The sequence below is a fragment of the Bradyrhizobium neotropicale genome (genome assembly GCF_001641695.1).
GTDB lineage: Bacteria > Pseudomonadota > Alphaproteobacteria > Rhizobiales > Xanthobacteraceae > Bradyrhizobium > Bradyrhizobium neotropicale.
On the sequence record NZ_LSEF01000122.1, the window covers coordinates 18883 to 45512 of the forward strand.

General features: G+C 61.8%; 21 protein-coding genes and 3 pseudogenes. 13 read left to right on the forward strand and 11 right to left on the reverse strand.

Annotation, left to right across the window (positions count from 1 at the left end; genetic code table 11):
• Positions 1-136 precede the first annotated feature (136 nt).
• The 4 genes from AXW67_RS38800 to AXW67_RS38815 form a co-directional block, all read right to left on the reverse strand.
• Positions 137-1606: an amidohydrolase family protein gene (locus AXW67_RS38800; protein ID WP_082908207.1), complete on the reverse strand. Its 1470-nt coding sequence runs from the start codon at positions 1604-1606 to the stop codon at positions 137-139.
• A gap of 53 nt (positions 1607-1659) precedes the next feature.
• Positions 1660-2640 (reverse strand): tripartite tricarboxylate transporter substrate binding protein, encoded by a 981-nt coding sequence (locus AXW67_RS38805; RefSeq protein ID WP_063682133.1) that lies wholly within the window; start codon positions 2638-2640, stop codon positions 1660-1662.
• Between the two features lie 74 nt (positions 2641-2714).
• Positions 2715-3620 (reverse strand): VOC family protein, encoded by a 906-nt coding sequence (locus AXW67_RS38810; RefSeq protein ID WP_063682134.1) that lies wholly within the window; start codon positions 3618-3620, stop codon positions 2715-2717.
• Positions 3621-3637: 17 nt separating this feature from the next.
• Positions 3638-4630, reverse strand: a complete 993-nt coding sequence (locus tag AXW67_RS38815; RefSeq protein ID WP_063682135.1) for a zinc-dependent alcohol dehydrogenase family protein — start codon at positions 4628-4630, stop codon at positions 3638-3640.
• A 116-nt stretch (positions 4631-4746) separates the two neighbouring features.
• Between AXW67_RS38815 and AXW67_RS38820 the strand changes: the two genes are divergently transcribed.
• The 3 genes from AXW67_RS38820 to AXW67_RS38830 all read left to right on the forward strand — a co-directional run bounded on the left by AXW67_RS38820 (position 4747) and on the right by AXW67_RS38830 (position 6996).
• Positions 4747-5448, forward strand: a complete 702-nt coding sequence (locus tag AXW67_RS38820) for a GntR family transcriptional regulator (protein WP_063682161.1) — start codon at positions 4747-4749, stop codon at positions 5446-5448.
• A gap of 96 nt (positions 5449-5544) precedes the next feature.
• Positions 5545-6408, forward strand: a complete 864-nt coding sequence (locus AXW67_RS38825; protein WP_063682136.1) for a fumarylacetoacetate hydrolase family protein — start codon at positions 5545-5547, stop codon at positions 6406-6408.
• 6 nt (positions 6409-6414) lie between these two features.
• Positions 6415-6996, forward strand: a complete 582-nt coding sequence (locus AXW67_RS38830; RefSeq protein WP_063682137.1) for an amino acid synthesis family protein — start codon at positions 6415-6417, stop codon at positions 6994-6996.
• Between the two features lie 126 nt (positions 6997-7122).
• Here the strand turns inward: AXW67_RS38830 and AXW67_RS38835 are convergent, their stop codons facing one another.
• Positions 7123-7617, reverse strand: coding sequence for a RidA family protein (locus AXW67_RS38835; protein ID WP_082908208.1), 495 nt, complete (start codon positions 7615-7617; stop codon positions 7123-7125).
• A 738-nt stretch (positions 7618-8355) separates the two neighbouring features.
• Between AXW67_RS38835 and AXW67_RS38840 the strand changes: the two genes are divergently transcribed.
• Entirely contained in the window at positions 8356-9864 is a 1509-nt protein-coding gene (locus AXW67_RS38840; RefSeq protein WP_063682138.1) for an amidohydrolase family protein, read from the forward strand.
• Between the two features lie 143 nt (positions 9865-10007).
• Positions 10008-10877 carry an SDR family oxidoreductase gene (locus tag AXW67_RS38845; protein WP_063682139.1) on the forward strand — a complete coding sequence of 290 codons (870 nt, stop codon included), beginning with the start codon at positions 10008-10010 and terminating at the stop codon, positions 10875-10877.
• 48 nt (positions 10878-10925) lie between these two features.
• On the opposite strand, the pseudogene AXW67_RS41365 reads toward AXW67_RS38845, so the two are convergent.
• A pseudogene (locus tag AXW67_RS41365) lies at positions 10926-11210 on the reverse strand (LysR family transcriptional regulator); the annotation flags it as partial.
• A gap of 227 nt (positions 11211-11437) precedes the next feature.
• On the opposite strand from AXW67_RS41365, the gene AXW67_RS38850 reads away from it, so the two are divergent.
• From AXW67_RS38850 to AXW67_RS38865, 4 genes are all read left to right on the forward strand, one after another.
• Complete coding sequence (locus AXW67_RS38850) at positions 11438-12112, forward strand: protein-L-isoaspartate(D-aspartate) O-methyltransferase (RefSeq protein ID WP_063682140.1); 675 nt, start codon at positions 11438-11440, stop codon at positions 12110-12112.
• Positions 12113-12314: 202 nt separating this feature from the next.
• A complete protein-coding gene (locus tag AXW67_RS38855; protein ID WP_063682141.1) occupies positions 12315-12704 on the forward strand; it encodes a hypothetical protein in 390 nt (129 codons plus the stop codon).
• A gap of 253 nt (positions 12705-12957) precedes the next feature.
• Complete coding sequence (locus AXW67_RS38860) at positions 12958-14838, forward strand: potassium transporter Kup (RefSeq protein WP_063682163.1); 1881 nt, start codon at positions 12958-12960, stop codon at positions 14836-14838.
• A gap of 363 nt (positions 14839-15201) precedes the next feature.
• The gene (locus AXW67_RS38865; protein ID WP_063682142.1) at positions 15202-16629 is read left to right on the forward strand and encodes a hypothetical protein; all 1428 of its coding nucleotides are present in this window, start codon (positions 15202-15204) and stop codon (positions 16627-16629) included.
• Between the two features lie 107 nt (positions 16630-16736).
• Here the strand turns inward: AXW67_RS38865 and AXW67_RS38870 are convergent, their stop codons facing one another.
• Positions 16737-17693 (reverse strand): glycosyltransferase family 2 protein, encoded by a 957-nt coding sequence (locus AXW67_RS38870; RefSeq protein ID WP_063682164.1) that lies wholly within the window; start codon positions 17691-17693, stop codon positions 16737-16739.
• Between the two features lie 450 nt (positions 17694-18143).
• Here AXW67_RS38870 and AXW67_RS38875 point away from each other — a divergent pair, with 450 nt between their 5' ends.
• Positions 18144-19097 (forward strand): ankyrin repeat domain-containing protein, encoded by a 954-nt coding sequence (locus AXW67_RS38875; RefSeq protein ID WP_161491340.1) that lies wholly within the window; start codon positions 18144-18146, stop codon positions 19095-19097.
• A 132-nt stretch (positions 19098-19229) separates the two neighbouring features.
• Here the strand turns inward: AXW67_RS38875 and AXW67_RS38880 are convergent, their stop codons facing one another.
• The 4 genes and pseudogenes from AXW67_RS38880 to AXW67_RS44920 form a co-directional block, all read right to left on the reverse strand.
• Positions 19230-19874, reverse strand: coding sequence for a c-type cytochrome (locus tag AXW67_RS38880; RefSeq protein WP_245315867.1), 645 nt, complete (start codon positions 19872-19874; stop codon positions 19230-19232).
• Between the two features lie 18 nt (positions 19875-19892).
• Complete coding sequence (locus tag AXW67_RS38885) at positions 19893-21575, reverse strand: pyrroloquinoline quinone-dependent dehydrogenase (RefSeq protein WP_245315869.1); 1683 nt, start codon at positions 21573-21575, stop codon at positions 19893-19895.
• A 274-nt stretch (positions 21576-21849) separates the two neighbouring features.
• Complete coding sequence (locus tag AXW67_RS44645) at positions 21850-22308, reverse strand: OsmC family protein (RefSeq protein ID WP_063682145.1); 459 nt, start codon at positions 22306-22308, stop codon at positions 21850-21852.
• A 199-nt stretch (positions 22309-22507) separates the two neighbouring features.
• A pseudogene (locus tag AXW67_RS44920) lies at positions 22508-22828 on the reverse strand (class I SAM-dependent methyltransferase); the annotation flags it as partial.
• A gap of 111 nt (positions 22829-22939) precedes the next feature.
• Here AXW67_RS44920 and AXW67_RS38895 point away from each other — a divergent pair.
• From AXW67_RS38895 to AXW67_RS38905, 3 genes and pseudogenes are all read left to right on the forward strand, one after another.
• Positions 22940-23401, forward strand: a pseudogene (locus AXW67_RS38895) (IS110 family transposase); the annotation flags it as partial.
• Positions 23402-23659: 258 nt separating this feature from the next.
• A complete protein-coding gene (locus tag AXW67_RS38900) occupies positions 23660-25498 on the forward strand; it encodes a glycoside hydrolase family 15 protein (RefSeq protein WP_063682147.1) in 1839 nt (612 codons plus the stop codon).
• Complete coding sequence (locus tag AXW67_RS38905; protein ID WP_063682149.1) at positions 25495-25959, forward strand: HEAT repeat domain-containing protein; 465 nt, start codon at positions 25495-25497, stop codon at positions 25957-25959. The genes AXW67_RS38900 and AXW67_RS38905 overlap by 4 nt, the downstream gene beginning before the upstream one ends.
• Positions 25960-26630: the final 671 nt, after the last annotated feature.

Genomic DNA, 26630 nt, shown 5'->3' on the forward strand with positions numbered 1-26630 from the left:
CGTCACAGCTGAATGAAGACAGTTAAGCGCCTGAGCATGCCACCAAATGCGAAACAACGAGCCGATCCAAACTGCGTACCTGCTGTCATGAAGAGGGATGGGCTGCAGTCGGCTTATCCTTCCATTGCGCTCAGCCTCACACGAAGCCGACCTTCTGAAACAGATAGTCGCGGGATTCCGATGCCAAGCGCTTCGCGCGCGCAACCAGGTCATCGTCGAGAAGCCGCCCGCCGAACTTGACGGGCTTGCCCGCGACAAAAACGGCCTCGATGCAACCGGCGTCTGCCGCACCGACGATTGCATCCACTGGATTCTGCAGGGGGTAGTAGGCCAGATTCTCCGCTTGCAGGAGGATGACATCCGCGCTCTTGCCGACGGCGAGCGAGCCCGTCACCTTCTCCAGCCCCGCCGTTCGAGCACCTTCGATGGTCGCCATCTCGAAAACCTTTCGCGTCGATATGCCAGTTGCGGCGTTCCAGTTGGACGGCTCCGGCCGATCGTCGCCGGGATTGCTCGCTTGGAAACGTCCGACAGCCAGCGTGGTCTTCATGATCGAGAACATGTCGCCGGAGGATGTCGACTCGCTATCGCAGCTCAGGCTTGTAACCAGCCCCCTCTCGACAGTCCGAATGACCGGCGGCAATCCGCGACGCCAGCGCACACGAAGCATCTCGTCCAACGGGGAGATTGAGACCGTACCGCCGGAGTCCCGAATGAACTGCAACTCCTCGTCGGTGCTGTCCTTTACATGGACATGTGTGATGTCGGGGCCGAGCAGTCCTGCCTCCTTCATCGCCTTGATGCCCCCGGGGCTGGCAAAACCCACATGAATCGTGGTCGGTATCGCGAGTTCGCGTGCTATCGACAGATCGCGACCGACCTGCTGGATCACCGCAAAGTCGGGACCCCTACCGGCCATAGCCAGGGTAACGAGCCCATCGTTGCTGCTGAAATGCTGCTTTCGGACGCGCTTGATATCATCAGGAATGTCCTGGGTGCTCTTGGATATCCATTTCGCAGGGTCGGGAGCCTGCGGCCAACCCATCGCAAATACGGATCGCGCCAATGTATCACGAAGACCCTGAACCGCAGCATCTGCGTGAGCTGGGCTATTCATGATGTGCGACCAGTCGACGAGGGTCGTGATGCCATCATCCAGCGCCGCGAGACGGCCAATGAGATTGGCGGCGTACACATCCTCGGGACGCATCGCGACGCCGAACTTGAAGAAGTTATTGGCGAAGTACTGGGCTGCACTCCAGTTGGCGCCGAGATGCCGAAGGCACGACTGCCAAGTATGCCTGTGCGTTTCGACGAAACCAGGGGCGACGATCAGGCGGCCAGCATCGACGATTTCGGCGCCTGCCGCATCGAGCTGGCGACCGATTGCGGCGATCTTGCCATTCTCGATCAGCAGGTCGCCGATGAGATCAGGGACCGCCGGATCCATGGTGATCAAGGATCCCCCCTTGATCAGGATCTTCCCACCCTTCGGGGCATCGCGCGCGCTGAGAACGAATTCAGCTCCAGAGCTGTGCCTTGATCCGCCAAAGGCCGAAATGGCGGTACCGGCCAGCAGCGTCTTCATGAAAGAACGACGATCCATGAAATTCCCTCCCTGCAAGTTTCTCTCTGCCTTTCCCGAAGCGAACGCGCAGATCAGATCTTGAGAATCTTCGCCCGCTCCACAACGGCCGACCACTTCGCAATTTCGGACTGAATCAGCTTCTTCATCTCTTCAGGTGAGCTGCCACGGACTTCGCCTCCCACGGCTGTTTCCAGGCGTTGCTTGATCTGGGGGTCCTTAAGAATGTCAATTGTCGCTGAGTTGAGTGCGGCGATGACGGCGGGCGGAGTACCCTTGGGAGCAAGGAGGCCCGCCCAGGTCCGCACGTCATATCCCTTCACGCCGGCTTCCTCGACCGTGGGAACATCCGGCAACAGTGCAGTCCGCATCGGCGACGTCACCGCCAAACCGCGAATCGCCCCACTTTGGATTTGCGCAGCGAGCAGCACGGGCGTGCCGATGATGACCGGAACCTCCCCGCCAAGCAGCGCGGTGACGGATTGGGAATCTCCGCGGTAGGGGACATGCACCATATCGATGCCCGCCATAGCATCGAGCAACTCTCCCGCGAGATGGTGCGTGCTGCCGAAGCCGACCGAGCCGAAGCTGAGTGCGCCGGGCTTCTGCTTTGCCACCGCGATCAATTCGCCGAGCGATTTGGCCGGGTAGTCGTTACGCACCGCAATGACGAGCGCGTAATAGACCAGCGTCGAGATCATGTCGAAACTCTCGGCCGGCTGGTAGCTCAGGCTCTTGTAGGTTGCGGCCGATATGGCGTGGGCGCCCGTGACGAGTCCGATCGTATAGCCGTCGGGCTCAGCCTTCGCGATCGCGTCCGCGCCGATGTTGCCGCCGGCGCCGGGCTTGGCCTCGACGACGATCGGTTGCCCGAGCTTCTTGGATAGCCCGTCGGCAATGATGCGCGACAGCGCGTCGGCCGCGCCGCCGGCGGCAAAGCCGTGAATCAAGCGTATCGGCCGCGACGGGTAGTTGTCCGCCGATTGGGCCGGGCCGGCCGATATCAAGGCGCCGAGCAGAAATCCGGTCGCAGCAATCCGCTTCATCCATTGCATGGATGCATCCTCCCTTTGACTGTTTTTCATTAGCCGCGGCGAAGCGGCGGTCTTCCAAACGCGTGCCGGGCCGCCTAGCGGGCGAACTCGACGCATTCCGGTGATGGCGGCAGACCCCAGACGTCGCGCGGCAGTCCAACCCAAACCTTCGGCCGCTGCGGGCGATCGCGGTGCCAAGGACGCGGGTCGAAATAACCGAGCTCTTCATCGATCATGCGGTCGAGATCGAAGAACAGCTCGATCAGATGCCCGTCGGGATTGCGGTGGTAGATCGCGGTGTTGTGGCCGGGGCCGTGACGAACCGGTCCCCAGAGGATGTTGAGCTTGTGGCGGGCGAGATGATCGCAGGCCTGCTGCATGTGGGAAGCGCCCCGCAATTCGAATGCGAGATGATGCAGGCTCCGCTCGGGAGCAAGGGCAAAGTTCAGCGTGTGATGTTCGTAGCCGCTGCGCATGAAGACGAAGCGGTCCTCGACCCAGTCGGAGACCCGCAGACCCATGACGTTCGCATAGAACTCCGACGCCGCAAGCGGATCGGGCGTGCGAAGCGCGACGTGGCCGAGCTTGGTGACGGCGAGCGCACCGATCCGCTCCTGCGCCGGTGTCGGCGTCCAGCCCTGGATCAGCTCGAACCGCGTTCCTTCAGGATCGATGAACGACAGCAGCCTGGAGATCCCGGGCAGAGGATCACTCCGCAGTTCCGTACGCAGGTCCGCGCGTTTCAGGGCGGCGGCCAGCGCCTCCATCTCGACATTGGAAGAGATCTCGAAGGCGATACTCGTCAACGCCGCCTCGCCTGGCTCGATCACGAGCGAAAGCTGCTCGGAATCGCAGGCGAGAAAAATGCGATCTCCATCGCGGCCGATCACACCAAGACCAATCACGCCGCGATAGTAGTCGAGCAATCGCTCGGAATCCGGCGAGCGGAAAGTAGCGTGTCTTAGCCGTGTGAAGCGGGCAACAGGTGCTTGGGTCGTCATTGTGTTGGTCCAGCCTCTCATGGTGTCATGATGATCTTGCCGAGTGCGGAGCCCTGCTCGAGCACCGTTTGGGCTTGCCTGACCTGGTCGAGCTTCAGCGTCGCTGAGATGGCCGGCTTGATCGCATTGCGGCTCAGGGCTTCGATCACGCTGCGCATCAGGGCGCGACGGCCCTCGCGATCGTGGTCGTAGATATGGAAGGAGAAGCAACGGATCGCCGGGCAAATGTCGAGATGGTTGCGCATCGCCGCCATCAGATTCTCTTCCGGAAGCCCGGCAAAGGCGTTGTACGAGAGCAGCGTGCCCCACTTGCCGAGCGCGCCGAGATAGGAGGCGAACTCGGGACCGCAGACGTGGTCGAGCACGAGGCCGACGCCCTCGCCGCCTGTCAATCGGCGCGTCCGGCCCACGACGTCCTCGTTCCGGTAGAAGATGATGTGATCGGCGCCGTTGGCCTTCGCAAACGCGGCCTTCTCGTCGGTGGAGACCGTGCCGATCACGCTCATGTTTGCCAGCTTGGCCAATTGCACTAGCGCGGTGCCGACCCCGCCGGCCGCACCGATCACCAACACGCTTTTGGGCGCGCGCGGATGACCGCACTCGTGCAGGAGTGCGTAGGCCACTTGGTAGTTCGAGAGGCAGACCGCCGCTTGCAGATCGATGTTGTCGGGAAGAGCATGAACGGCGTCGGCGGGAGCGACCACATAATCGGCGTAGCAGCCGCCGCGCTGCGACAGGTCACGCGCGCTCAGTAGAACCTTCTGGCCGACCTGAAAACCTTCAACGCCCGGCCCGAGCGCGGAAATACGGCCGGCAACATCATTGCCCGGATTGGCCGGCAGCGGCGGCATCCATTTGTAGACGCCACGCCGGATCAGGACGTCGGGCTGCCCCACCCCGAATGCTTCGGCCCGGATCTGGACCTGTCCGGCGTTGGGCACTGGCACCGGCACTTCGACCAGTTCGAGGGCATCCGGCCCGCCCGGCTGACGTACCAGAACTGCTCTCATGCGCTCATCTACCCCCTTCGCGAGACTCGTATTTTCGAAAATACTATCCGTTACGAAAATTATTGCAAGATGCCCCTTGGCACGGCATCTTAGGGTATCGATTCATGGGCAGGACCATGCCTGACAGCGCCATTCGCCCCCGCAAGGAATTTGGCAAGACGATTGCCGCCGACATCACGCACCGGCTCCGCGAGGAGATCGTGAGCTGCAGCCTGCCGCCCGGCGAGCCTTTGCGATTCGACGTTCTGCGCGAACGCTTCGGCGCGAGCTTTACGACGCTGCGCGAGGCGCTGACCGCGCTTGCCGCCGAAGGGCTGGTCGATGCCCAGGAGCAACGCGGATTTCGCGTCGCGCCGGTCAGCCGCCAGGATCTGGTGGAGGTCACCGATGCACGGGTGCTGATCGAGGTGGAATTGATCCGCCGCGCGATCGAGCGCGGTGACGACGACTGGGAAATCGCCGTGATATCGACGCTGCACCGCCTGAAGCGGATCGAGCAGCGCGATCCCGAACACCCATTGCGCGACCCCGAATGGAAGATTGCCCATCGGCAGTTCCACCAGGCGCTCGTCTCCGCCTGCGGCTCCGCGACCCTGCTCGGGATCCGCGCCGAGCTGTTCGATCGCGCCGAGCGCTACCGACATCTCTCGGCCAATTTCCGGCCGCGCCCCCGCGACAAGGCCGGCGAGCACCAGGCGATCATGCAGGCCGCCATCTCGCGCAATGCCGATCTCGCCGTGCAACTGATCACGACGCATATCCGCACCACAGCGGACAACGTCGCGAAATACGCCGGACACCTGCTCGACGCCGAATAGACCGCGCAGCTTTTTAAGAGGCAACGGGCTTGCGCCTCTGACAATTTTCGAAAATAATAGGGAACATCGAAAAACGCTAACCTGCGGATCGAAATCATGAAGCTGCTGTCGTTCTTGAACGAAAATCGGGAAAGCTGGGGAGCCGTTGTCGAAAACGCGGTCGTGGATCTGGGGCGCGCCCTGCCCCAGTATCCTACCCTTGCGGACTTCCTCGGCAGCGACGACTACGCGCGACGTGATGCCATCGTCGCCCAGCACAAGCCGGCATTGGCGCTCAACGACATCAAATACCTTCCTGTGATTCCGCGTCCGGAGAAGATCGTCTGCGCCGTGCGCAATTATCTCGACCACCACAACGAGGCGGTAGCGTTCGGCATGAAGCGCGAGATCACGGAGTTTCCGCCGATCTTCCTGCGGGTCTGGCGTTCGCAGGTCGCGCACAACGCGCCGGTGATCCGGCCGAAGGTCTCCGACAATTTCGACTGGGAGGGCGAGCTCGCCGTCGTCATCGGCAAGGGCGGCCGCCACATCAGCCAGGCGGATGCCTGGAATCACGTCGCGGGCTACTCGATCTACAACGACGTCAGCGTGCGCGACTGGCAGCGTCATGCGCAGCAGATCGCGTCCGGCAAGAACTTCGTCGGCACCGGCCCGTTCGGACCGTGGCTGGTCACGCCGGACGAGATCGGCGATCCCACCAAGCTGAAGCTCGAGACGCGCGTCAACGGCGCGACCGTGCAGTCCTCCGACACCTCGATGCTGATCTTCTCGATCCCGCGGCTGATCGAATATTGCTCGACCATCTTCGACCTCGTCCCCGGCGACGTCATCGCCACCGGCACGCCGGCCGGCGTCGGCTTCACCCGGAAGCCGCCGATGTTCCTTAAAGCCGGCGACGTGGTCGAGGTCGAGATCGAGAACATCGGCGTGCTCAGCAATCCCGTCGTGGACGAGGCGTAGGTTCGCATGTCGTCCTATGACATCCGCAAGACCGCGCTCAGCGTCGAAACGGTCTGGCATGAGCGCGGTCCGCGGCTGGAGAAGCCGCTCTTGGTCGGGACGACCGTTGCGGTCGTCGCCAATCCCTTCGCGGGCCGCTACGAGCCGGACTTGATGCCGTTTCAAGCGTCGTTGCGCGAGCTCGGTCGCGAGCTTGCGAGCGCGTTGATCGCGCAGCTCGGCGGCGCCGAGCGCATCGAAGCCTATGGCAAGGGCATCATCATCGGCGAGGACGGCGAACTTGAGCACGGCGCCGTCTGGCACGAAGCCGGCGGCCAAGGCATGCGCGAGCTGCTGGGGCAACCCAAGGCCGTTGTTCCGGCGGCAAAGACCATCGGCGGTCCCGGCACGCGCCTGATGGTCCCGATCGGCCATATCCATGCCTGTTACGTGCGCAGTCATTTCGGGACGGCGGAGATGACGCTCTGGGATGCGCCAAGACGCAACGAGATCGCTTTCGGCCTGGTGATGGCGACTGGCGGCCGACCTCATGCGCGGATTGGCGGACTTGCCGCATCGGATATCTCGGTGCACGACGGACAGCGCTGAGGCTTGATGGCGACCACCGCCTTGAAGCACACGGAACCAGGCATTCATGGCGCCAGCCAGATTTAACGACAAGGCGCCGGTTCATTCCGGCGCCTTGCGCCCTGTCTGAGGGGCCCAGGCCAAGACCTATTTGGCTGTTGCCGCGATCACATCAACCTCGATCATCATACCCGGCCAGGCCAATTGGCTGACGGCCACGAATGTGCCCGCGGGCTGGGTCGACCCGGCGAAGACCTCGCCGCGGCACTTTCCCGCTTCCGGAAAGCTCCTGATATCGGTGACGAAGGTGGTGGCCTTGATGACATCGTTCAGGGTGCCACCCTGCTTCTCCAGGATGCGCTTGATCTTATCCCAGGCGTACCTGCACTGCGCGCCGAAGTCGCCGACATGCTTGATCGCTCCGCCCGAGGTTGTCGCTTCGTCTTCGGCACCGATACCGCCAAGAAACAACAGTCGTCCCGGATTCTTCACGGTCACCACTTCTGAAAAGCGGCCCTTGGCCCATTCACTATAGTTGTAGCTCTGTTTTTCGTAGCCGCCTGCGTCCTGCGCTACGGCTTGCGAAGCGACGGCTACGAAAAGCAACGCCGCTCCGGTCAAGTTCGAAAGTGCTGGTCTCATCCGAGTTACCCCAATTCCAATGCGATATTGTACGACGTCATTTGCGACGACGCGCGATCACGCACTCTTTCGTGGGGACAACCGCCTCACAATCAATAGTTTCTTCGCAATCGACAAGCTGCGCTTAATGATCTGCACGCGGCGCACACATTCCTCACGGCGCACTGCTCATTTTACTGAACGTGTCTTTGATCTGAATAAAGGATCGTCGCAAGGGCCGTGACTATTCAACCAGCACTGAAAAAGCTGGAGTTAACTCGCTGTCATCGCTTCCGAGACAGCAATCGGAAGTGCTTCGCTTAATTATGCCGGGCTTGTCACTGGGACGTCCGGCCTAGGACAGATCTCTATAGCCGCCACCTCCAAGCGCCATCGCGCCAAGCCAACAGCTCCCTTCTGTCCAAGTCTGTTGCAAGAAACTCAACGCCCATCTTTTGCGCGCCAAATGGGTGACTGAGCAGGGACGTCAGCCTGACAGGAGAGCATCGGCTCACAGGCTCCCCGGACTTTCACACTTCGGCTTTGATACGACTAAATGAAAGAATCATGCGGCGTTGGGACAGTACGACTGTCGGACTACATTCGCTTGCATGAGAAGAAGTTTGAGCGTTGAATTTGCGCCACTCCCGCAAGTGTTTTTTCGTGCCTGAGGTTTCGCCGATGAAGCGATGAAGAGACGCGCATCCTTCTGCGCGCACCGGCCGGCACTGTCGATAGCCAACAAGAGGGAGGAGAGCAATGAGCACTTGGCTTAGTGAGCGAGAACGACGTCTCGTCGCGGGCGCTGAATCGGCATTGGCGGCGATGCCGATTCCGACTCAGATCGTTTCCAACGGCGAGTATCTCCCGCCCCCGCAGAGTACTGTCCAGAAGCAGGTCGAGGCACGGATCAACGAGCTCGCCGACGTGAACGGAAAGCACCTCGGCTTGAGCCGCAGGCAGTTCCTGCACACGAGCTGCGGTATGGCGGCAGCGTTCCTCGCCATGAACGACATCTACGGCAATGTTTTCCAGGTCGCACCCGCCGAGGCCCGCGAGCCCGAGCTGATGCTGGCGCGTGCGCAAAGCCTCGCCGGCCAGTTCATCTTCGATGTCCAGACCCATTTCGTGCGCGACGACTTCGATCACAAGGAGCTTTTGGGGCTGGCGGACTTTGCGAGCCAGCACTGGAACCCAAAGATGAAGGAGGAAGGCGTCACCTCGCTCGCCCGCTACAAGTTCCAGAACTACGTGAAGGAGGTCTACTACGACAGCGACACCAACATGGCGCTCTTGAGCGGCGCGCCATTCGACGATCCGAGCTGGTGGCTCCTGTCCAACGAGCAGATCGTCAAGGCGCGAGAACTGATCAACGACTTCGCTGGATCGCGCCGCTTGCTGGCGCACAGCGTCATCACTCCCAAGCAGCCCGGCTGGATGGACGAGGTGGACAAGGCGATCGAGGTCTACAAGCCGGATTCCTGGAAGTCCTACACGATCGGCGACCCGCTGGCGCCCTCGAAGTTCCCATGGCGGCTTGACGACGAACAGGTGATGTATCCGTTCTACGAGAAGGCGGTGAAGGCCGGCATCAACACGCTGTGTATCCACAAGGGGCTGCTGCCGCCCGACTATGAGAAGTCGTTCGCCGGCGTGTGGGAGTACGCAAGCGCATGGGACATCGGAAAGGCCGCGAAAGACTGGCCGCAGATGAACTTCGTGATCTATCACTCGGCGCTGCGGCCGTTTCTCGAGCTGCCGGACAAGGCATGGGCGGAGTTCGAGCAGACCGGCCGCATCCAGTGGGCCTCGGATCTCGCGGAAATCCCGCAGAAGTTCGGCGTCACCAATGTCTATGCCGAGTTAGGTACGTCCTTTGCCAACTCGGCGGTGGCACATCCGAAGTTCTGCGCCGCGCTGGTCGGCACGCTGATCAAGGGCATGGGGATCGATCACGTCATGTGGGGCACCGACTCGGTCTGGTACGGTTCACCGCAGTGGCAGATCGAGGCGCTGCGCAGGCTCGAAATCCCGGAGGACATGCAGAAGAAGTACGGCTTTGTGCCGCTCGGCGACGCCAACAGCGCCACCAAGCAGCTGATCTTCGCGGGCAACGCAACCAGGTTCTACAAGATCAAGCTGAAGGCGGCCGTCAACACGAGGATGCCGGCCTTTTCCGAGGACCGCCTCGCGGCGCTCAGGAACGAGTACACGCAAGCGGCGAACCAACCCTCGAACCTGCGCTACGGCTACGTTCGCGCCGCCTGAGTGCCAATGGCTGCGTCAGCGGCGGGCGCGCAAGCCTTCGCCGGTGCAGGGGACGCGGATAGTCTTGAGTGTTGTACCCCGCCCTCACGCGCAAGCGGGGAGTGAGCCCAATTGCTCGGTGCATCCCTTACAGGAGTCCTCCAATGTCATTCCTCAAAGGCAAGACGCTGTTTATCTCCGGCGCGAGCCGCGGCATTGGGCTTGCGATCGCGCTGCGCGCGGCACACGACGGCGCCAATATCGCGATCGCCGCGAAGACCGCGGAGCCGCATCCGAAGCTCAAGGGCACCATCTTTACCGCCGCCGACGAGGTGCGCGCGGCCGGCGGCCAGGCGCTGCCAGTCATCTGCGACATTCGCGATGAGGCTCAGGTGATCGCAGCCGTTGACAAGACCGTCGCCGAATTCGGCGGCATCGATGTCTGCGTCAACAATGCCAGCGCCATTAGCCTGACCGACTCCCAGGCAACCGATATGAAGCGGTTCGACCTGATGATGGGCATCAACACCCGCGGAACTTTCATGGTGTCGAAATACTGCATCCCGCACCTGACGAAGGCCGAAAACCCGCACGTCCTGATGTTGTCGCCGCCGCTCGACATGAAGGCGAAGTGGTTCGAGCGCTCCACCGCCTACACCCTGGCGAAGTTCGGCATGAGCATGTGCGTGTTGGGACTATCGGCCGAACTGAAGAATGCGGGCGTCGCAGTCAACGCGCTGTGGCCGCGCACTACGATCGCTACCGCCGCGGTCGGCAATCTCTTGGGGGGCGATGCCATGATGCGCGCGAGCCGCACGCCCGAGATCATGGGAGATGCGGCTTATGTCATCTTCACGAAGCCGTCGCGCGAGTTCACCGGGCAATTCTGTATCGATGACAAGCTGCTCTATGCCAGCGGAGTGCGTGATTTTGACCGCTATCGCGTCGATGCCTCGGTCCCGTTGGCGTCGGACTTCTTCGTACCCGACGATGACGTACCGCCGCCCGGTGTCACGGTAATGCCCCTGCGCTAGGCCGGCGCGTTTGCCGACGCATCCACGTCGGCTAGGGGCAAAGACGCGAACGGCGAGGCGCAAGAGCCCAGTGGGACGTAGCCCCAGGTCACGCGCGGCTTCGGTTGCGGCGACGAGCTCCTCGAAAGCGGGCCTTGCGCGCGAAAGAAATCGTTCACCAGCTTCGGTCAGGCCCACGCTGCGCGTTGTGCGGATGAAGAGTGCGGCGCCGAGGCGCGCTTCGAGTGCGCGTACCGCCTGGCTGATTGCCGAAGGAGTCAACGGCGCCGGATTGCGACTAAAATGCCTGCCGACGGCACGGTCGCTGCCGCTCCGCCACGAAAATTTCGGCATGTCCCGCTTCAAAGACGGCTGTCTAGATTGTACAATCTTTCGGCCCGTTTGAAGGCCTCTCGCTGTCCTCGATGGACCTGCGATGTCTTCAGCGAGTCATGCGCGACAGAGTTTCAACTGAGAAACCTCGTGCGCGTTGCCCGCGCGAGCGGTCGTGACGAGGGGCCAGTTGATGCAGCAGCCCGGCTAGGCGCGCGCGGAACCGCCGTGTGCTGTGGAAGTTGCCAATGCGAGCGGAAGACCTTGAGGCCCTGCGTGAACACATGCTCGCGGTCATCGCCGCCAACGCCTTTGCGCTGCGTGACACAATCGGAAAGACTGCTTTTGACGAACGGGTCATGATGGCCATGCGCAAAGTGCCGCGGCATGACTTTGTGCCAATCGAACTTCAGCCTTACGCGTATGCCAATATTCCACTTCCAATCGGCTTCGAAAAAACGATCTCGCAGCCATTTATCGTCGCCCTAATGACCGATCTGCTCGACATCAAGGCCGACGATAGCGTTATCGAAATCGGTACCGGTCTTGGCTATCAGGCCGCCATCCTCGCGCAGCTGGCCCGCAAGGTATACTCCGTGGAAATCATCGAAGAACCCGGCCAACAGGCGAAGCAACGACTCCGACAGCAGGGCTGCAGCAATGTCGAACTCAAGATTGCCGATGGCTATCACGGTTGGTCAGAGCACGCCCCTTTTGACAAGGTGATCGTGACGGCCGCTCCCGATCTCCTTCCTCCCCCGCTGATCCACCAATTGAAAGCGGGTGGGAAAATGGTCATACCGGCCGGCCTGCCCAATGCGCAGCAGCTCATTCTGGCCGAGAAGCTCGCCAACGGCAGAATGACAACAAAGGAGATTCTGCCCGTCCGGTTCTCTCAACTAGAGGGGACTGGGTCCGGCTGATGATCGGCCCGGTGGCGCATCCGTAACGGAGCATGGCCACAATGACACCCTCGCTACCCACGACACGTCGCGCGTCCCTTTCTAGCCTTGGATTTGAGATCGTTCACGGTGGTGAGGAATTCACGAGCTTCCTGGCGGGAAAACGCTTTCTGCGCCGCAAGAGTAGAAGGAGACCGGCAATGCTCAGACCGGAGGCAACTAGGTGACCAGCTCGAAAACGATCGCCGGCCTGATCGGTCCCACACTCGTCGCGATCGCTGCTGGAATGTTGTTGAACATTGGCTCGTTCCCTGAGTTGGCTGAACAGGTCTCCCGCGATCCCGCGCTCATCTTCGTGTCCGGCATCCTCTTGTTCGTCGCAGGACTTGCCATTGTGCGCGCTCACAATCGCTGGACGATGGAATGGCCGGTGCTTGTGACCATCCTTGGCTGGCTGGCCATCCTCAGTGGCCTTGCACGAATGTTGTTCCCAACCCGCCTGGCCGCAATTGCCGGCGGAATTGGCCAGACCACCGGCGCGATCATTCCAGGAGCCATCGTGCTTCTGGGACTCGGCGCCTTCCTCTCGTTCAAGGCGTATCGACGTGATTGAGGCGCTCCCTTCCAGCGAGCGTTTTGATGACAGCCGCGGGTCATGAGCGAAAGTCGCGCCCGTGAGGGCGCCTTTCCGGTGTACCTCTGACAGCCGACGAGCCGACCGTGACTGCGTTGCTCAGCTCAGGGCCCAGTTGCGGACTCGTTATGAGCCATAGCGTTCACAAGCTTTTCAGCGCGCCATTTTCGTGCATACTTTCGGGACCGAGAGAAGGGACGTCCGGATGACCCAGGCCCTTCAGACCGAGGTAATGCCGCGGCAGGATCCGCGAAGGCTGCCGGCCATTGCAGTGCTGACGGCACTCGGGGTCGTCTACGGCGATATCGGCACCAGCCCGCTCTATGGGTTGAAGCAGGCAATCGACTCCGGCGGAGGGCCCACGCCGGAAACGGTGATGGGTGTCGTCTCGCTCATCTTCTGGGCCCTCGTCCTGATCGTCGGGCTCAAATATGCTATTCTGATCCTGCGGGCGGATAATCGCGGCGAAGGCGGCATCGTGGCGCTGCTCGCGCTGCTCGATGCCAGGAATGCCCCTCGCGGAAGCCCGCGTGCCTCCCTGCTTATCGTCGGCCTGGTCGGAGCCGCGCTGCTCTATGGCGACGGAGTGATCACGCCGGCGATCTCGGTGCTCAGCGCCGTCGAAGGCCTGAAGATAGACGCACCGGCGCTCGCGCCTGCTGTCGTTCCCGTCACCATTGCGATCCTCGTCGCTCTCTTTGTGGTCCAGCGGAAGGGAACCGAGTTCGTTGGTCGTATCTTCGGGCCGGTGATGCTCGTGTGGTTCGTCGCGATCGCCGTGTTGGGCATCAAGGGAATCCTGCAGAGCCCGGCCATCCTCGCCGCCATCAGCCCTCATCACGCCGTGCTCTATCTCACTCACGCCGGACCCGGCATTGCCTTCGCTGTGCTCGGCGCTGCCTTTTTGACGTTGACGGGCGGCGAAGCCATGTATGCCGATATGGGCCATTTTGGCCGACTGCCGATCCAGCTCGGATGGTTCGCGATCGTGTCGCCTGCGTTGATGCTCAACTATCTCGGTCAGGGAGGGCTGCTGCTGTCCGCCCCCCACACGGCTCAGAATCCGTTCTACCTGCTCGTACCTGGGTGGGCGCACTACCCGATGATTGCCTTCGCGACCCTCGCCACCGTGATCGCCTCGCAAGCGATCATCTCAGGCGCGTACTCCCTCACCCAGCAGGCGATGCAGCTCGGCTTCCTGCCTCGCATGCGGGTGCTGCACACGGCGAGCCACGAGAAGGGGCAGATCTACATACCTGTTGTGAACTGGCTGCTAGCCATTGGCACGCTCGCGGCCGTGCTTATCTTCGGCTCATCCGACGCACTCGGAGGAGCCTATGGCATCGCCGTCTCCCTGCTGATGGCGGTGACCACCGTGCTGGCGGCTCTCGTCGCCCTGAAATGGGGTTACAACCCGCTCCTGGTCGTGGCGGCGAACGGGTTCTTTCTTGTTATCGAGTTGGTTTTCGTTGCCGCGAACATGACGAAGCTGATCGAAGGTGGCTGGTTTCCACTCCTGCTGGCGAGCGTGATTGCCTTCCTGATGCTGACGTGGCGCACGGGATGGCATTTACTTGAGCAGGAGCGCTCCAAGCTCCGCCAGCGAGAGGACGAGTTCATCGAGTGGGTCGTCAAGACGCCACCCATTCGGTTACCGGGAGCGGCGGCGATCTTTACCGCAGCGACCACTGGGATCCCGCTCTGCCTGACCCATCACCTGCGGCACAATCGCGTGCTGCACGAGCGCGTGCTGTTCATCGCTTCGGTCAGCGTGGATGCGCCGCGGGTCGAAGCAGCCCACCGTATCAAGCTCGTGCCGGTCGGCGCCGGCATCACCCGCGTCCTATTCTATTTTGGCTTCATGGAATCACCGGACGTGATGGAAGGGCTGAAGCTCGCCTGCCTCGAGCCCGAGCTTCACGGCATCGATCCCGAGAACATCACCTATTATTTCAGGCGAGTGATGGTGATCGCCTCCAGTAAGGCGTCAGGCATGGCGGTCTGGAGAAAATCCTTGTTCGCCACAATGCACCTCAACGCCAACCTGCCGGCGGCGTATTTCGGAGTTCCAACTGCCCAGGTCGTGGAGGTTGGTCTCGAGGTTGAGATTTAGTGCCGATGACTGCGAAGATGATCTCGGCCCCCATCGATCCGCAGCGCGGCACCCTCGATCTGCGCGATCTCAACTAGCGGCGCCCCGCGTGGACCAAGGCCTCGCTATCCTGGATGCAACGTTCATGCAGGCGTCGACCATCAAGTCTCGCAGGCGCGCGTACTGACAGGAAGGCGAAGGAGCCGAGAGCACGCCGTGCCCTCCGATCGTCTTGCAGAGCGTTTGTCTGGCAAGAAGCTGGGGTAGCATTTCGAGCTTCATCTCGTGTGGGAGGCGATGGTGCGGTCCGAGCGCGAAGCTCCAGCACATAAGACGGACGGAGCGGCCTCCCTGGGCGGCGTCGGGTCCCCGTGGCGATGGACTGTGCTGGCGTGGGGCGCGCTGCTGGTGGCGATCGTCGTGTCGTTCAGGCCCGCGGTCCCGGTCATCTGGGGCGACACGCCATCCTTCGTGGAATCCGCTTTTCGTACGCTCGAGGCCGGTTGGCCGACCGTGACGGGTGGGCGCGATCCGGGCTACCCGGCGTTGCTCGCGGTCACGTTCGCGTCTGGGGGCGAGCTCGGGACGGTGGTGCGCCTGCAGCAGGCGGCCTGGGCTATCCTGATGCTGGCGCTTGCCGCAACCGCCCAGGCGGCGACGCGCCGCGCCGTTGGGCTTGTGCCGATCATCCTCGTGGCGACGTATCCTGGCCTTCTGATATTCAGGAACGTCCTCACCGCAGATCTTCTCTTTGCGGTCTTCCTCAATCTCACAATGGCCGGATTGCTCGTTGCCACCTGCGTCGGCAAAACGGCGCAGTGCTGTGCGGTCTCTGCCGCTGTGCTGTGTGCTGCGCTCGCGGCGAGCTTCAGATCGCAAGGAATCTTGGTCCCAATCGTCGCCGTCCTGGTGGGCGCCAGCCTCGCCCGGCCAGACACGTCCGCGCGCCTCGCCGTGATTGTCCTTTCCGTCGCGGCAGCGCTGGGGCTCCTCGTCGCCGGTTCCCGGTTCGGGGCTTCCAACTCCGACGAAGCCTCGGTCGTATTCGTTCCCAAGACACTGTTCTGCAATCACCTGAACATCGTGCTCGCAAGCGATGCAGCGCGACGCGAGATCGTGTCGGCGGCCGGTGCCCGCGCTGACGTCTCGATGGCGCGACTTGCGGCCGACTTCGCCGCGGAGCCGGGTCGCTGGCCCGTGCTCGGGTTCTTCGGCGACGCGTGCTTCTTCGACACCGCACTGGATCGAGACGTCGCCGGCGATACCGGGAATGCCGTCGGCGCGGCCGCAGCCTACCGGCACATCTTCCTGGCCGCCGTGCGCGACCGGCCGCTGGCCTACGCACGCAAGTTCGTCCGTCAGATGGCCTATGGGGCCGCGGTCGCATGGCCGCCCTACGGACTTGACTCTGCCATACCGGTGTCGACCGACGACGTGCCGCACGTATCCGACATCATGGCGCGGCACGGCCGGTCGGTTCAGCCGATCGATCTGCAAGGCGGAGCAGTTCGCATCGGCCTGCTGTCAGATCTCCCTGGCGTCTCCACCTATCTGTACATGGCATTGTCCACCGCGTTCGTCATCGCCGTCATATTTTGGACGGTAACCGCTGTGCGGCTTCGGCGCCGCGGGTTCTTGACGCGCGCAGGTATCGTGATCGTGATGTGGGCGGCTTCGATCGCAACCGCCGCCGGTGCCCACACCCTAGACGTCGGGCGATATCTGATTCCCTCGGTGCCGATGGTGGGCGTCATGCTGTCCCTTTTCGCGGGCGAACTGGCCGAAAGGATCGCATGCCTGCGGAGGGGCTAACCGCATCATTCGCGAGCTCTCGTGTGCACAAAATGCGAGCGCATCGCTAGCGCCGCAATATTGGCAGCCTCCTGAACCTGAGAGCTGTCTTTCGAGGAAAGCCGTCCTTACGGAGCACCGCTCGAGACGGATTGAGTGACATCTTCCGGGGGCCGCAGGGCCAAATAAGCAAGCCGCCGCAACTCGCGGCGGCCACGCACGACAGTGTCAAGAATCATTCCGCTGAAGAAGCTAAGGAAGGCGAGTATCATGAGTCCCGTCGAAAGAACCGCGGTGGGCAAACGCGGCACCAAGCCGGTCTTAGCATACGTGACGGCAAGAGGTACCGCGATCACGATCGATACGAATCCGAGCAACGTGCCAATGATACCGAAAAAAAGCATCGGCTTTTCAATTCGAAACAGCGTCAGGATGGTTAGCAAGATGCGCCAGCCGTCGCGGAACGTGGAGAGCTTGGACGTCGAACCTTCCGGCCGTACTTTGTAAGCAGTCACGATCTCGGCCACTGGCATGTGCAACCCCAGAGCATGGATGCTGATCTCCGTCTCTACCTCAAAGCCTTCCGAGAGAGCTGGGAAGCTTTTTACGAACCGGCGCGAGAATACGCGATAACCCGATAGGACATCGCTGAACGAGCGACCGAAGATACGCGACATCATGCCAGTGAGGATCGCATTGCCGAGGCGATGGCCTGGCCTAAAGGCGGCATCAGCGAGCGAACTTCGCACCCCGATCACCATGTCCAGCTGGCATTCGATCAACTCCCGTATCATTTTCGGAGCAGCCGCCGCGTCATAAGTCGCGTCGCCGTCGGCCATCACATAGACATCGGCATCAATGTCTGCAAAACTCCGTCGGACGACGTTGCCTTTTCCTGGCGTCAGTTCGGTTCTAACAATCGCGCCAGCACCACGAGCGACATGCACGGTATTATCAGTCGAGTTGTTGTCGAAGACATAAATGACAGCGTCAGGTAAAGCTGCACGAAATGCGGTTACCGTGGCGCCGACGGCCGCCTCTTCATTGCGACAAGGAAGGATTACCGCCACACTTTGTTGCTTCATAGCTTGACCATAGAGCCTGCAGTTGCGCTCAACCGGCAGTAAACCGAAGCTTCCGCGGGCCAGTGCGGGCATCACCACATATAGTTCTGGCTGAGCGCTGCTTCGTCGCGTGCTTGCCATTCAGCTCATCTTTTTCAGCCTGACCTTGCCCCCCAGTTTTATCCAGTTCTGAGTTCACCCCGGCCGCTGGATTTGCTCGGTCGCAGTGTTCCGCGGCAGGGCAGGATTGGCCGCCGCTGTCCGCCCTGGGTCGAAAGCGCTGTTTAGACAGGGTGGCTGACCGTGTTCGATCTCCCCGACGAGCAGACTGTTTAGTAGCCCGCCTAGACTTCGCATTCGGGCCATCAGCGGAAGCTGCTTCGCGTGCTACTCGATACGGCTCTGATTCTGAGGCTGGACAAGCGGCTTGGGTGGGCGGGCAGCTTGGCATGCTCATGCCGCTGTGTCATCTTGCAGCAAAAAGCTGTGCAAGAGGAGACTATCTTGTACCGGCGTGTTCTATTTCTATCCTCGGGCGTGATCGCTGTGCTGAGCGCCGCGTTGGTTGCTCGCGCCGCCGAATCCGAACGATGCCAGGAGCTTGGTAATCGGTTTCGAGTTGAGAAAGCGTCGATAAGCGCCATCGAGGTGTCGCTCGCTCTGTTTTCGGCGGCGGACGAAAATTGTATCAGCTTGGCCACTGAACTGCTGGACGCTGGCGCCTCAGTCGACGCGCGCGACCGGTTCGGCACGCGGCCCCTTAGCCGCGCGGCGAGGAAAGGCCATCTGGAGATGGTCGACCTCCTGCTCGCGCGCGGCGCCCCGATCAATGCACGCAATCTAGCCGGGGCGACCGCGCTGTATTTTGCGGCTGAACGAGGCCATGTCGCAGCCGCGCAACAGCTCATCGAGCGGGGGGCTGATGTCAAGCTGACCGGGCGCAGCGGCACCTCGCCAGTTGCGGCCGCAGCCTATGCCGGAAGCGATGCCATCGTTGAAATGCTGCTCGCGCATGGCGCCGACGAGCGTGCACCCGACGAGACGGGAAAGCCGCCAATCGTCTATGCGGCGGCCCGAGCCAAGCTTGACATTGTGAGGCGGCTGCTCGCCCGAAACATCGAGGTCAATGCCCAATACGCGAACGATCTTACGCTCTTGATGTGGGCTGCGGGCGCGGATGAAAAGGTCGCGGAAGCGGACGCGCTCAAGGTCGTGACCTATCTGCTGGACGTTGGGGCTCATATCGACGACCGGGACGCGCGCGGCCGGACCGCTCTCATGATTGCCGCGGAGGGTGGCCGCGCCGAGATCGTCAATTTGCTGCTCGCACGCGGAGCTGATACTTCGCTGAAGGACAATACCGGCAAACGCGCGGCAGATCTCACTACCCTGTCGTTGCTGCGGGAGCGGCTCATGGCGCCGTGAAGGCGCCAAACCGCGCGGTCAGGCTAATGTGAGATGAGTTCCGATTGAATAGGTCCGTCCGCGAACTCGGTCGATCTCTCCCTTCGGGAGTGAGTCCGTCGCCAGCGGTAGTTGGACCAATCTCATCATGCCCTAGAGCCCGGCCAAATATTCGGCCAGCGCTGCAAGATCGTCGGGAGATGTCGCGCGCATCAGGTCACTCATCCCGGGATTGTTGCCACGCGCACGGGTTCGGAAATCGGCGATTGTCTTGGCAAGATATTCCTGGCTCTGCCCAGCCAGCCGCGGTGTCGTGCCAGCACCCTGAAATTGCTCGAGATGACAGCCGGTGCAGCCCACCGAGTGCTCGGCGCCGAGCGCCCGCTGTGCAACATCCTTTGGCGACCGCGGCTGGCCCAGGTTAGGCCACGGCTTTTGCGCGAAATACTCTGCGATCGCCAGCATGTCGTCCTTCTCGAAGGACGACACGATCGGCTGCATAATCTCGTTCTTGCGGTCACCCCGTTTGAAGTCGCGCAGCTGGATGTAGATGTAGCCGGCTTGCTGGCCCCAGATGATGGGAAGCGCCGTGTCGATCGGTTTGCCGTCCTGCCCGTGACAGCCGGCGCAGACCTCGACCTTTTCGGCTATGCTTTGCGCAAGGGCGGGGGCCGCGCTCAATAGCGCCCCGAGGATGATCCCGCGCGAGATCATCAAGATCAAATCGCTGACCATCGATCTCATTCCGGTAAGGCTTAACAGAAGCGGGACCGCAACCGGCCCCGCTTCGGTGATCACGACGTCATACCCGTGAGTTCAATCGAGCGTAAGGGCGATGATGTTGTTGCCACGCCTGAAGTTCACCTGGGTGTTGCCGCCCGCGCCGACGACGATGTATTGCTTGCCGCCGACCATATAGCTCGAAGGTGGCGCATTGACGCCCGCACCGGCGCGGAAGCTCCACAATTCCTTGCCGGTGGACGAGTTGTAGGCCGCGAATTTGCCGTTGCCTTCACCAGCAAAGACCAGACCGCCTGCGGTGGCGAGAATGCCGCCGATCATCGGCTCCGGCGTCTTCACCTGCCACCTGATCTTGCCGGTGTTGTAGTTGACGGCGGTGATATTGCCCGATTGTTTTTCACCAGGAATGGCCGTGAAAGCGCCACCAAGCCAGAGCTTGCCGTTCGGATAGGGCGAGTTCTCGACCCGATAGTGCATGGGCTGATGCAGGTTGATTGCGTAGGCGAGATCCTGCCCGGGGTCGGTGGCGATCGGCGACCACTCGACGCCGCCATTTGCGCCAGGAAGCATGCGCGCGCCCTCTTTCGTCGGAAGGGTCCACATATTTTCCTGCGGCACCATCGCCTCGGAGAAGCGGATCAAGCTGCAATCTTTCCGGTCGTGAACATAGATGTGACCGGTCTTGCCGGCATGAATCACGCCCGGAATGGTCTTGCCACTGTTGTCCTTCACGTCCACCAGTACCGGCGGACTTGCGGCATCGAGATCCCAGACGTCGTGGGCGATGTACTGGAAGTAGCAGTTCATCTTGCCGGTATCGAGGTCAAGCGACACCAGCGAGTCGGTGTAGAGGTTATCGCCGGGGCGCGGAGAACCGTCGAGGTCGGGAGATGGATTGCCAACCACGAAGTAGATCCGATTCGTGGCGAGATCGACGGCGGGATTCTGCCAGACGCCGCCGCCCAACTTCTGGTAGGGGTCGCCAATCTTGGCGAGCTGGTCCTTTTCGGCCTGGATATCACGATGCATGTCGCGTCCGGTGGCGTCCTTGGTCGCCCAGACGCCGACGGTTTTTTCCGGGATGGTGTCGAAGTTCCAGACGAGCTTGCCGGTCTTCGCATCGTAGGCCCTGACGAAGCCGCGGATGCCATATTCACCGCCGTTGGTGCCGATCAAGACCTTGTCCTTGACGACCGTCGGAGCCATCGTCTCGCTGTAACCGAGTTCGGGATCGGCGATATCGGTTTTCCAAACAACATCGCCCGTCTTTGCATTTAGCGCCACTAGCTTGGAGTCCAGCGTGGCGAGGTAAACCTTGTCACCGAGAACCTGAACGCCACGATTGTTGGGACCGCAGCAGTAAGTCGTTACAGGTCCCATCTTGTGATTATAGTGCCAGAGCTGTTCGCCCGTCTTGGCGTCGATCGCGTAGACATGGCTGAACGATGTTGTCACATACATCACTCCATCGACCACAATGGGCGATGTTTCCAGGGATTCTTTGACCTCGGTCTGGAAGATCCAGGCGACGTGGAGGTTCTTCACATTGTCGCGGTTGATCTTCTTTGCAGGATGAAAGCGCGTCTGAGCGTAATTGACGTTGGTCAGCAGAAAATTTGTTGTGTCCTTGTCTGCTGCGTTGAGTTGATCCTGGGTGACTGGAGAAATCTTCGCCTCGCGCGGCGGCGTCCACTGATCCGGGTTGGGGACTTCTTGCGCATGACTTGATGCTGCGAGCGTGTAACCCAGGCCGAACAACGTGGCGCATGCAATAGAATGCCTATTCATGGTTTCGCCCCATATCGTTCGAATTACCAGAACCGGCACTCATGTGCGCCGGCGTCTTGAATTCTGATCCGACGAAACCCGTTTGACAAGAACAAAGCTCGAAGCGAGAGCGTCATGCGTGGGCTCAAGTCGCTGCTGTTCGCAATCGTAAGAGCAGAGTGCGTTGCAGCACAGATCTCAGAACTCGCCGGGCCGGCGCGACGCATGGGGCCAGATCCGGACTCGTGCAGCCGATCTTTCGTCTTCACTTCGGCGAAGGAGCAACGACAAACTCCGCATTGAGCGAGATCTTCGAGTTTATCGAATTGGAGATGAAGCACTGCGCTTCAACGTTTCCCATGATTTCGCGGGCACGCTCGAGCTCGGCCCTGCTTTTGAGGCTTACGCGAGGTCGAACGGTGACTTCCGTGATGCGGTACTTGCCTTCGACGTTTTCGAGCAGGCCCTCAGCTTCGCTTTCATATCCGACCGGCGTCAGACCTTTGGCATGCGCAAGGGTGAGGAAAGTCAGCATCATGCATGTATTGACCGAGCCCACCAGCAGCTCTTCGGGCGCCCAGATGTCTGGCGCACCTTTGAACTCCGGCGGGCTGCCAACGACGATGTTTGATTTTCCCGACGCCGAAAGCGTGCCCCGCCGCGCGGAGCTCCAGACGGTGTTGGCCTTGTAGCGAAAAGATTTGTAGGCCCTCTTGGTCTCCATTGGAACCTCCGACATCCCTATGGCCGAGTGGGCGCCGACGCCTATTCGGTCCTTCGTCTCTCAGCGGCGCGAGCGAGCCACACGGTACGATCGCCGGCCTGCGGGTCTTCGATTGAGTGATCGATGAGTCAGCAAACACGTCAAACATGGAACGTTGGTCAACGGGATCGAGGTGGAAATAACTATCCCATGCTAAAATTCCCTCGAATTCTCTGGGAAGTCGAAGGCCGCGCATGTCTGCGACGATCCACTCTTGGCCCGGGAGCCGCTCTCGACACAGCGCGATCAAAGACCGCGAGCTATCGACGCCCGTTACCCACATTCCATAGGCCACAACATTGCACGCGACCGGCATGCCTCCGCCACATCCCAAGTCGAGGACTCTCGCGCCGTTGTGCAGCAATGCGACGAAGCGGTCATGCCATTTCTTGTCATTCCAGCCGCAGCTTCTTCGATCTGCATCCCAATCGGAAGCGTGACGCTCGTAATGGGCGACAATCTTGCCAGCGTGATCGTTCATTCAGCAAAGCTGGGCAGCGTCGCTGATGTCTGCCAATGGAATGGTCCGGCCGTGCTCCGGCCCTGCCAGTACGAGAGGCTGGCAAGGGGTGTTCAAGTCAAGGAGCACGCCATGTCTCAGAAACTCAACGCAGCGATCGCTGTGATCGGCATCGATATCGGCAAGAACTCGTTTCACCTGGTCGGTCATGATCCCCGCAGTGCCATCGTGCTGCGGCAGAAGTGGTCACGCGGCCAGGTAGAAACGCGGCTTGCCAACCTGCCGCCGTGCTTGATCGAGATGGAGGCCTGCGTCGGCGCGCATCATCTCAGTCGCAGGCTCCAAAGGCTTGGCCACGACGCCCGCTTGATGCCGGCGAAACACGTGCGCCCCTATTCGAAGGGACAGAAGAATGACTTCCGAGATGCGGACGCCATCGCCGAGGCGGTCCAACGCCCGACCATGAAGTTCGTCGCGACCAAGACCGCCGATCAGCTCGACCTTCAGGCGCTGCACCGCGTCCGCGGTCGATTGGTCAATCAGATCCGTGCGTTCCTGCTGGAACGGGGCATCGCCGTGCGGCAAGGCATTGGGTCAATCGCGTCGTTCTGACCGCGCGCCCGTCACTTGCGGTTTACCCCGATAAACATTTTAAGAGTTCGTCGGCATGTCTCAACCGTGCCAGAAGCGAACCTCCCACTCCGGCTCCCTCGCGACTGGCGAGGGCCCGCGGGAGCGAGGTTGCGAGCAAAAAAGTTGAATATCCGATGTCTCTTTTCGCCGCCTCAGGGCATTGACGTTACGCCCATCGTGGGGCTCGATCAGCGTCGAGCGAGCGGAGGAGGCGAGATCATGGGCTACAAGCCGATCGAGTCCTACGGCGTCATCGGCGACCTGCACACCGTTGCCCTGGTCGGCATCGACGGGTCCATCGACTGGTGCTGCCTGCCGCACTTTGACTCGCCGAGCGTCTTCGCGGCGATCCTCGACGACCAGAAAGGGGGCTCATTCCGCATCGCCAGTCTCAACGAGGCGCAGCACAAACAGATGTACATGCCTGACAGCAACGTCCTGGTGACGCGCTTTCTGAGCGACCAGGGCGTCGGTGAGGTCGTGGACTTCATGCCGGTCCAAGGCCCGCGCGAGATCAGAAAGATCCACCAGATCGTCCGGGTAGTGCGGGCGGTGCGCGGGTCGGTCCGCTTCCGCCTCGACTGCCGGCCGGCTTTCGACTTCGCCCGCCGGCCACACCAGGTCGTCCTGGAGGGTCGGGGAGCGATCTTCGAGGCGCAAGGCATGAAGGTCTCGCTAGTCAGCCGCTTTCCGCTTGGTCGGCAAGGCGACGGCGTCGCTGCCGAGTTCGTCCTCAACCCCGGCGAGACGACCACGTTCATCCTCCGCCAGGTGGAGGAGAACGGCCATGACAGCGCTCATGACGGCGTCCTGCTCGAGGCGCGGTTGGTCGGCACGGAGGCCCTGACGCAGACCCTGGCTTTTTGGCGGCAGTGGCTGAGGAAGTGCAACTATTCAGGTCGCTGGCGCGAGATGGTCCACCGCTCGGCGCTGGTGTTGAAGCTGCTGACGTTCGCGCCGACCGGTGCGATCGTGGCGGCGCCGACCTGCGGGCTGCCGGAAGAGATCGGCGGGGTGCGCAACTGGGACTATCGCTATACTTGGGTGCGCGACGCCGCTTTCACCAATTACGCCTTCCTGCGCCTGGGGCTGACGTCGGAGGCAGAGCAGTTCATGGCCTGGTTGGAGCAGCGGGCCGTCGAGGGCGCCCGGGGCAACCCGTTGCAGACTATGTACCGCATCGACGGCGGGCACGAGCTGCCCGAGGAGGTCCTCCGCCACCTCGATGGCTACCGCGGCTCGCGTCCGGTGCGAGTCGGCAACGCCGCTGCCGAGCAGCTGCAGCTGGACATCTATGGCGAGCTGATGGACGCCGTCTACCTGTACGACAAGTACGGGACGCCGACCGGCTATGACTTCTGGTGCCACCTGCGCAAGATGCTCGACTGGGTGGCGAACAACTGGGAGCGAGCCGACGATGGCATCTGGGAGGTGCGCGGTGGACAGCAGCAGTTCGTCTACTCCAAGGTGCAGTGCTGGGTGGCGCTGGACCGAGCGATCCGCATTGCGCAGAAGCGGAGCCTGCCGCTGGACCGCACCCGCCTGGCCGCGGAGCGAGACCGCATCTACGAGGCCATCATGACGCGCGGCTGGGACACGGAGCGGCAGACCTTCGTGCAGCACTTCGCCACCAACGCGGTGGATGCGTCCAACCTGATCATGCCGCTCGTCTTCTTCGTGTCGCCGACCGACCCCCGCATGTGCGGGACGCTGGATCGGACCATGGCGGAGCTGGTCTCCGACAGCCTAGTGCACCGCTACGAGATCGGCAGAGGAGCCGGCGACGGCCTGACCGGGAGCGAGGGGACGTTCAATATGTGTACGTTCTGGCTGGTGGAAGCGCTGGCCCGGGCGGGCCGCGCCGAGGAGGCCCGCTTCATCTTCGAGAAGATGCTGACTTACGCCAACCACCTCGGCCTGTACGCCGAGGAGACGGGTCCGCGTGGCGAAGCGCTGGGCAACTTCCCGCAGGCATTCACTCACATCGGGTTGATCAGCGCCGCGTTCAACCTGGACCGCCGGCTCGGCCGGGGGGCCTTGAGTAGGGTCGGACCATGAGTGCGCAGGTCGCTTACCTAGGGACTTCCATCGCAGACTGGGTGGGGGAGCTCTCGAGCAGCGATCCGCTCCAACGCCGCCTCGGCGCATATGCCCTGGGCGAGATTGGCCCCGCGGCAACCGAGGCTGTGTCCGACCTCGCCGCGGCCCTCCAGGACCCGGTTGGGTTCGTGCGCGTCTGGGCGGCGGCGGCCCTCGCCCGGGTGGCGCCGCCAGGTGGAGAGTCGGTCACCGTCCTCATCGCGGAGTTGGGCAACGAGCTTGCCTTCGTCCGCAGCTTGGCGGCCTGGCACCTCGGGCGCCTCGGTCCGGCCTTCCCGGGGATCGAACAAGCCCTCCTCCCCCTCCGACAGCTAGCGGGTGATAAGGATCCGAGTGTACGGGTGGAGGCCGCGCTAGCGCTGGGGATGCTCGAGGGGAAGGGCGCCCCGCCGCCGGAGCTGAAGTCCTTGTCCTCTTGAGCCTCCGGCGGCGTCGCCTCGCGCGGATTTGTTCGCGCTTCTCCAGCAATTCTTTGATGGCAGAAATGCTTCCAAGGCGGAATTGCGGCGAACCTGCTTGGGCGCTCTGATAGCGTCGCAGCTTGTTGCCAGAACGCCGAAAGCAATGCCGGTGATCTGACGACGGATGAAGAGCGCGATGTCTGGATGCGCGCCGTGGGATGAAGCGAGGGCGTGGGACGAGTAGGACAGTCGTGCCTCGATACGAGATGTCGGCTCGAAGCTGAGGACCGTCACGCGAGGGGTCCGGGGGAACTTTCCGGGGTCGGCCTATCGATGGTCTCTCGGATTTTTTCTGCATTTGCCCGTGACCCCCATTAAGCTGCACATTGAGCCCAACTAAGGGGCAACCTGATGTCGGAGATCGACCCGCATACGCTGGAAGGCCATCTCTCGAAACTAGTAGAGGACTGCGAGTCCTTGACGATTGTGTTCGGCGTGCAAAATGCATGCACCATGTACCCGCCCTACACCGTGGGGAGGGATTTCATCGCTGGGAGCGATCATACGGATCACGCAAAAGCTAGGCCTCTCGTGGCGCCGTTCAACAGCATCCAACAGATCATCTGTCACCCGAGGAAGAGCTTAGGTGATCAAGCCTGATTTAGCGGAAGCTTGTTGCTTCTCAGCAA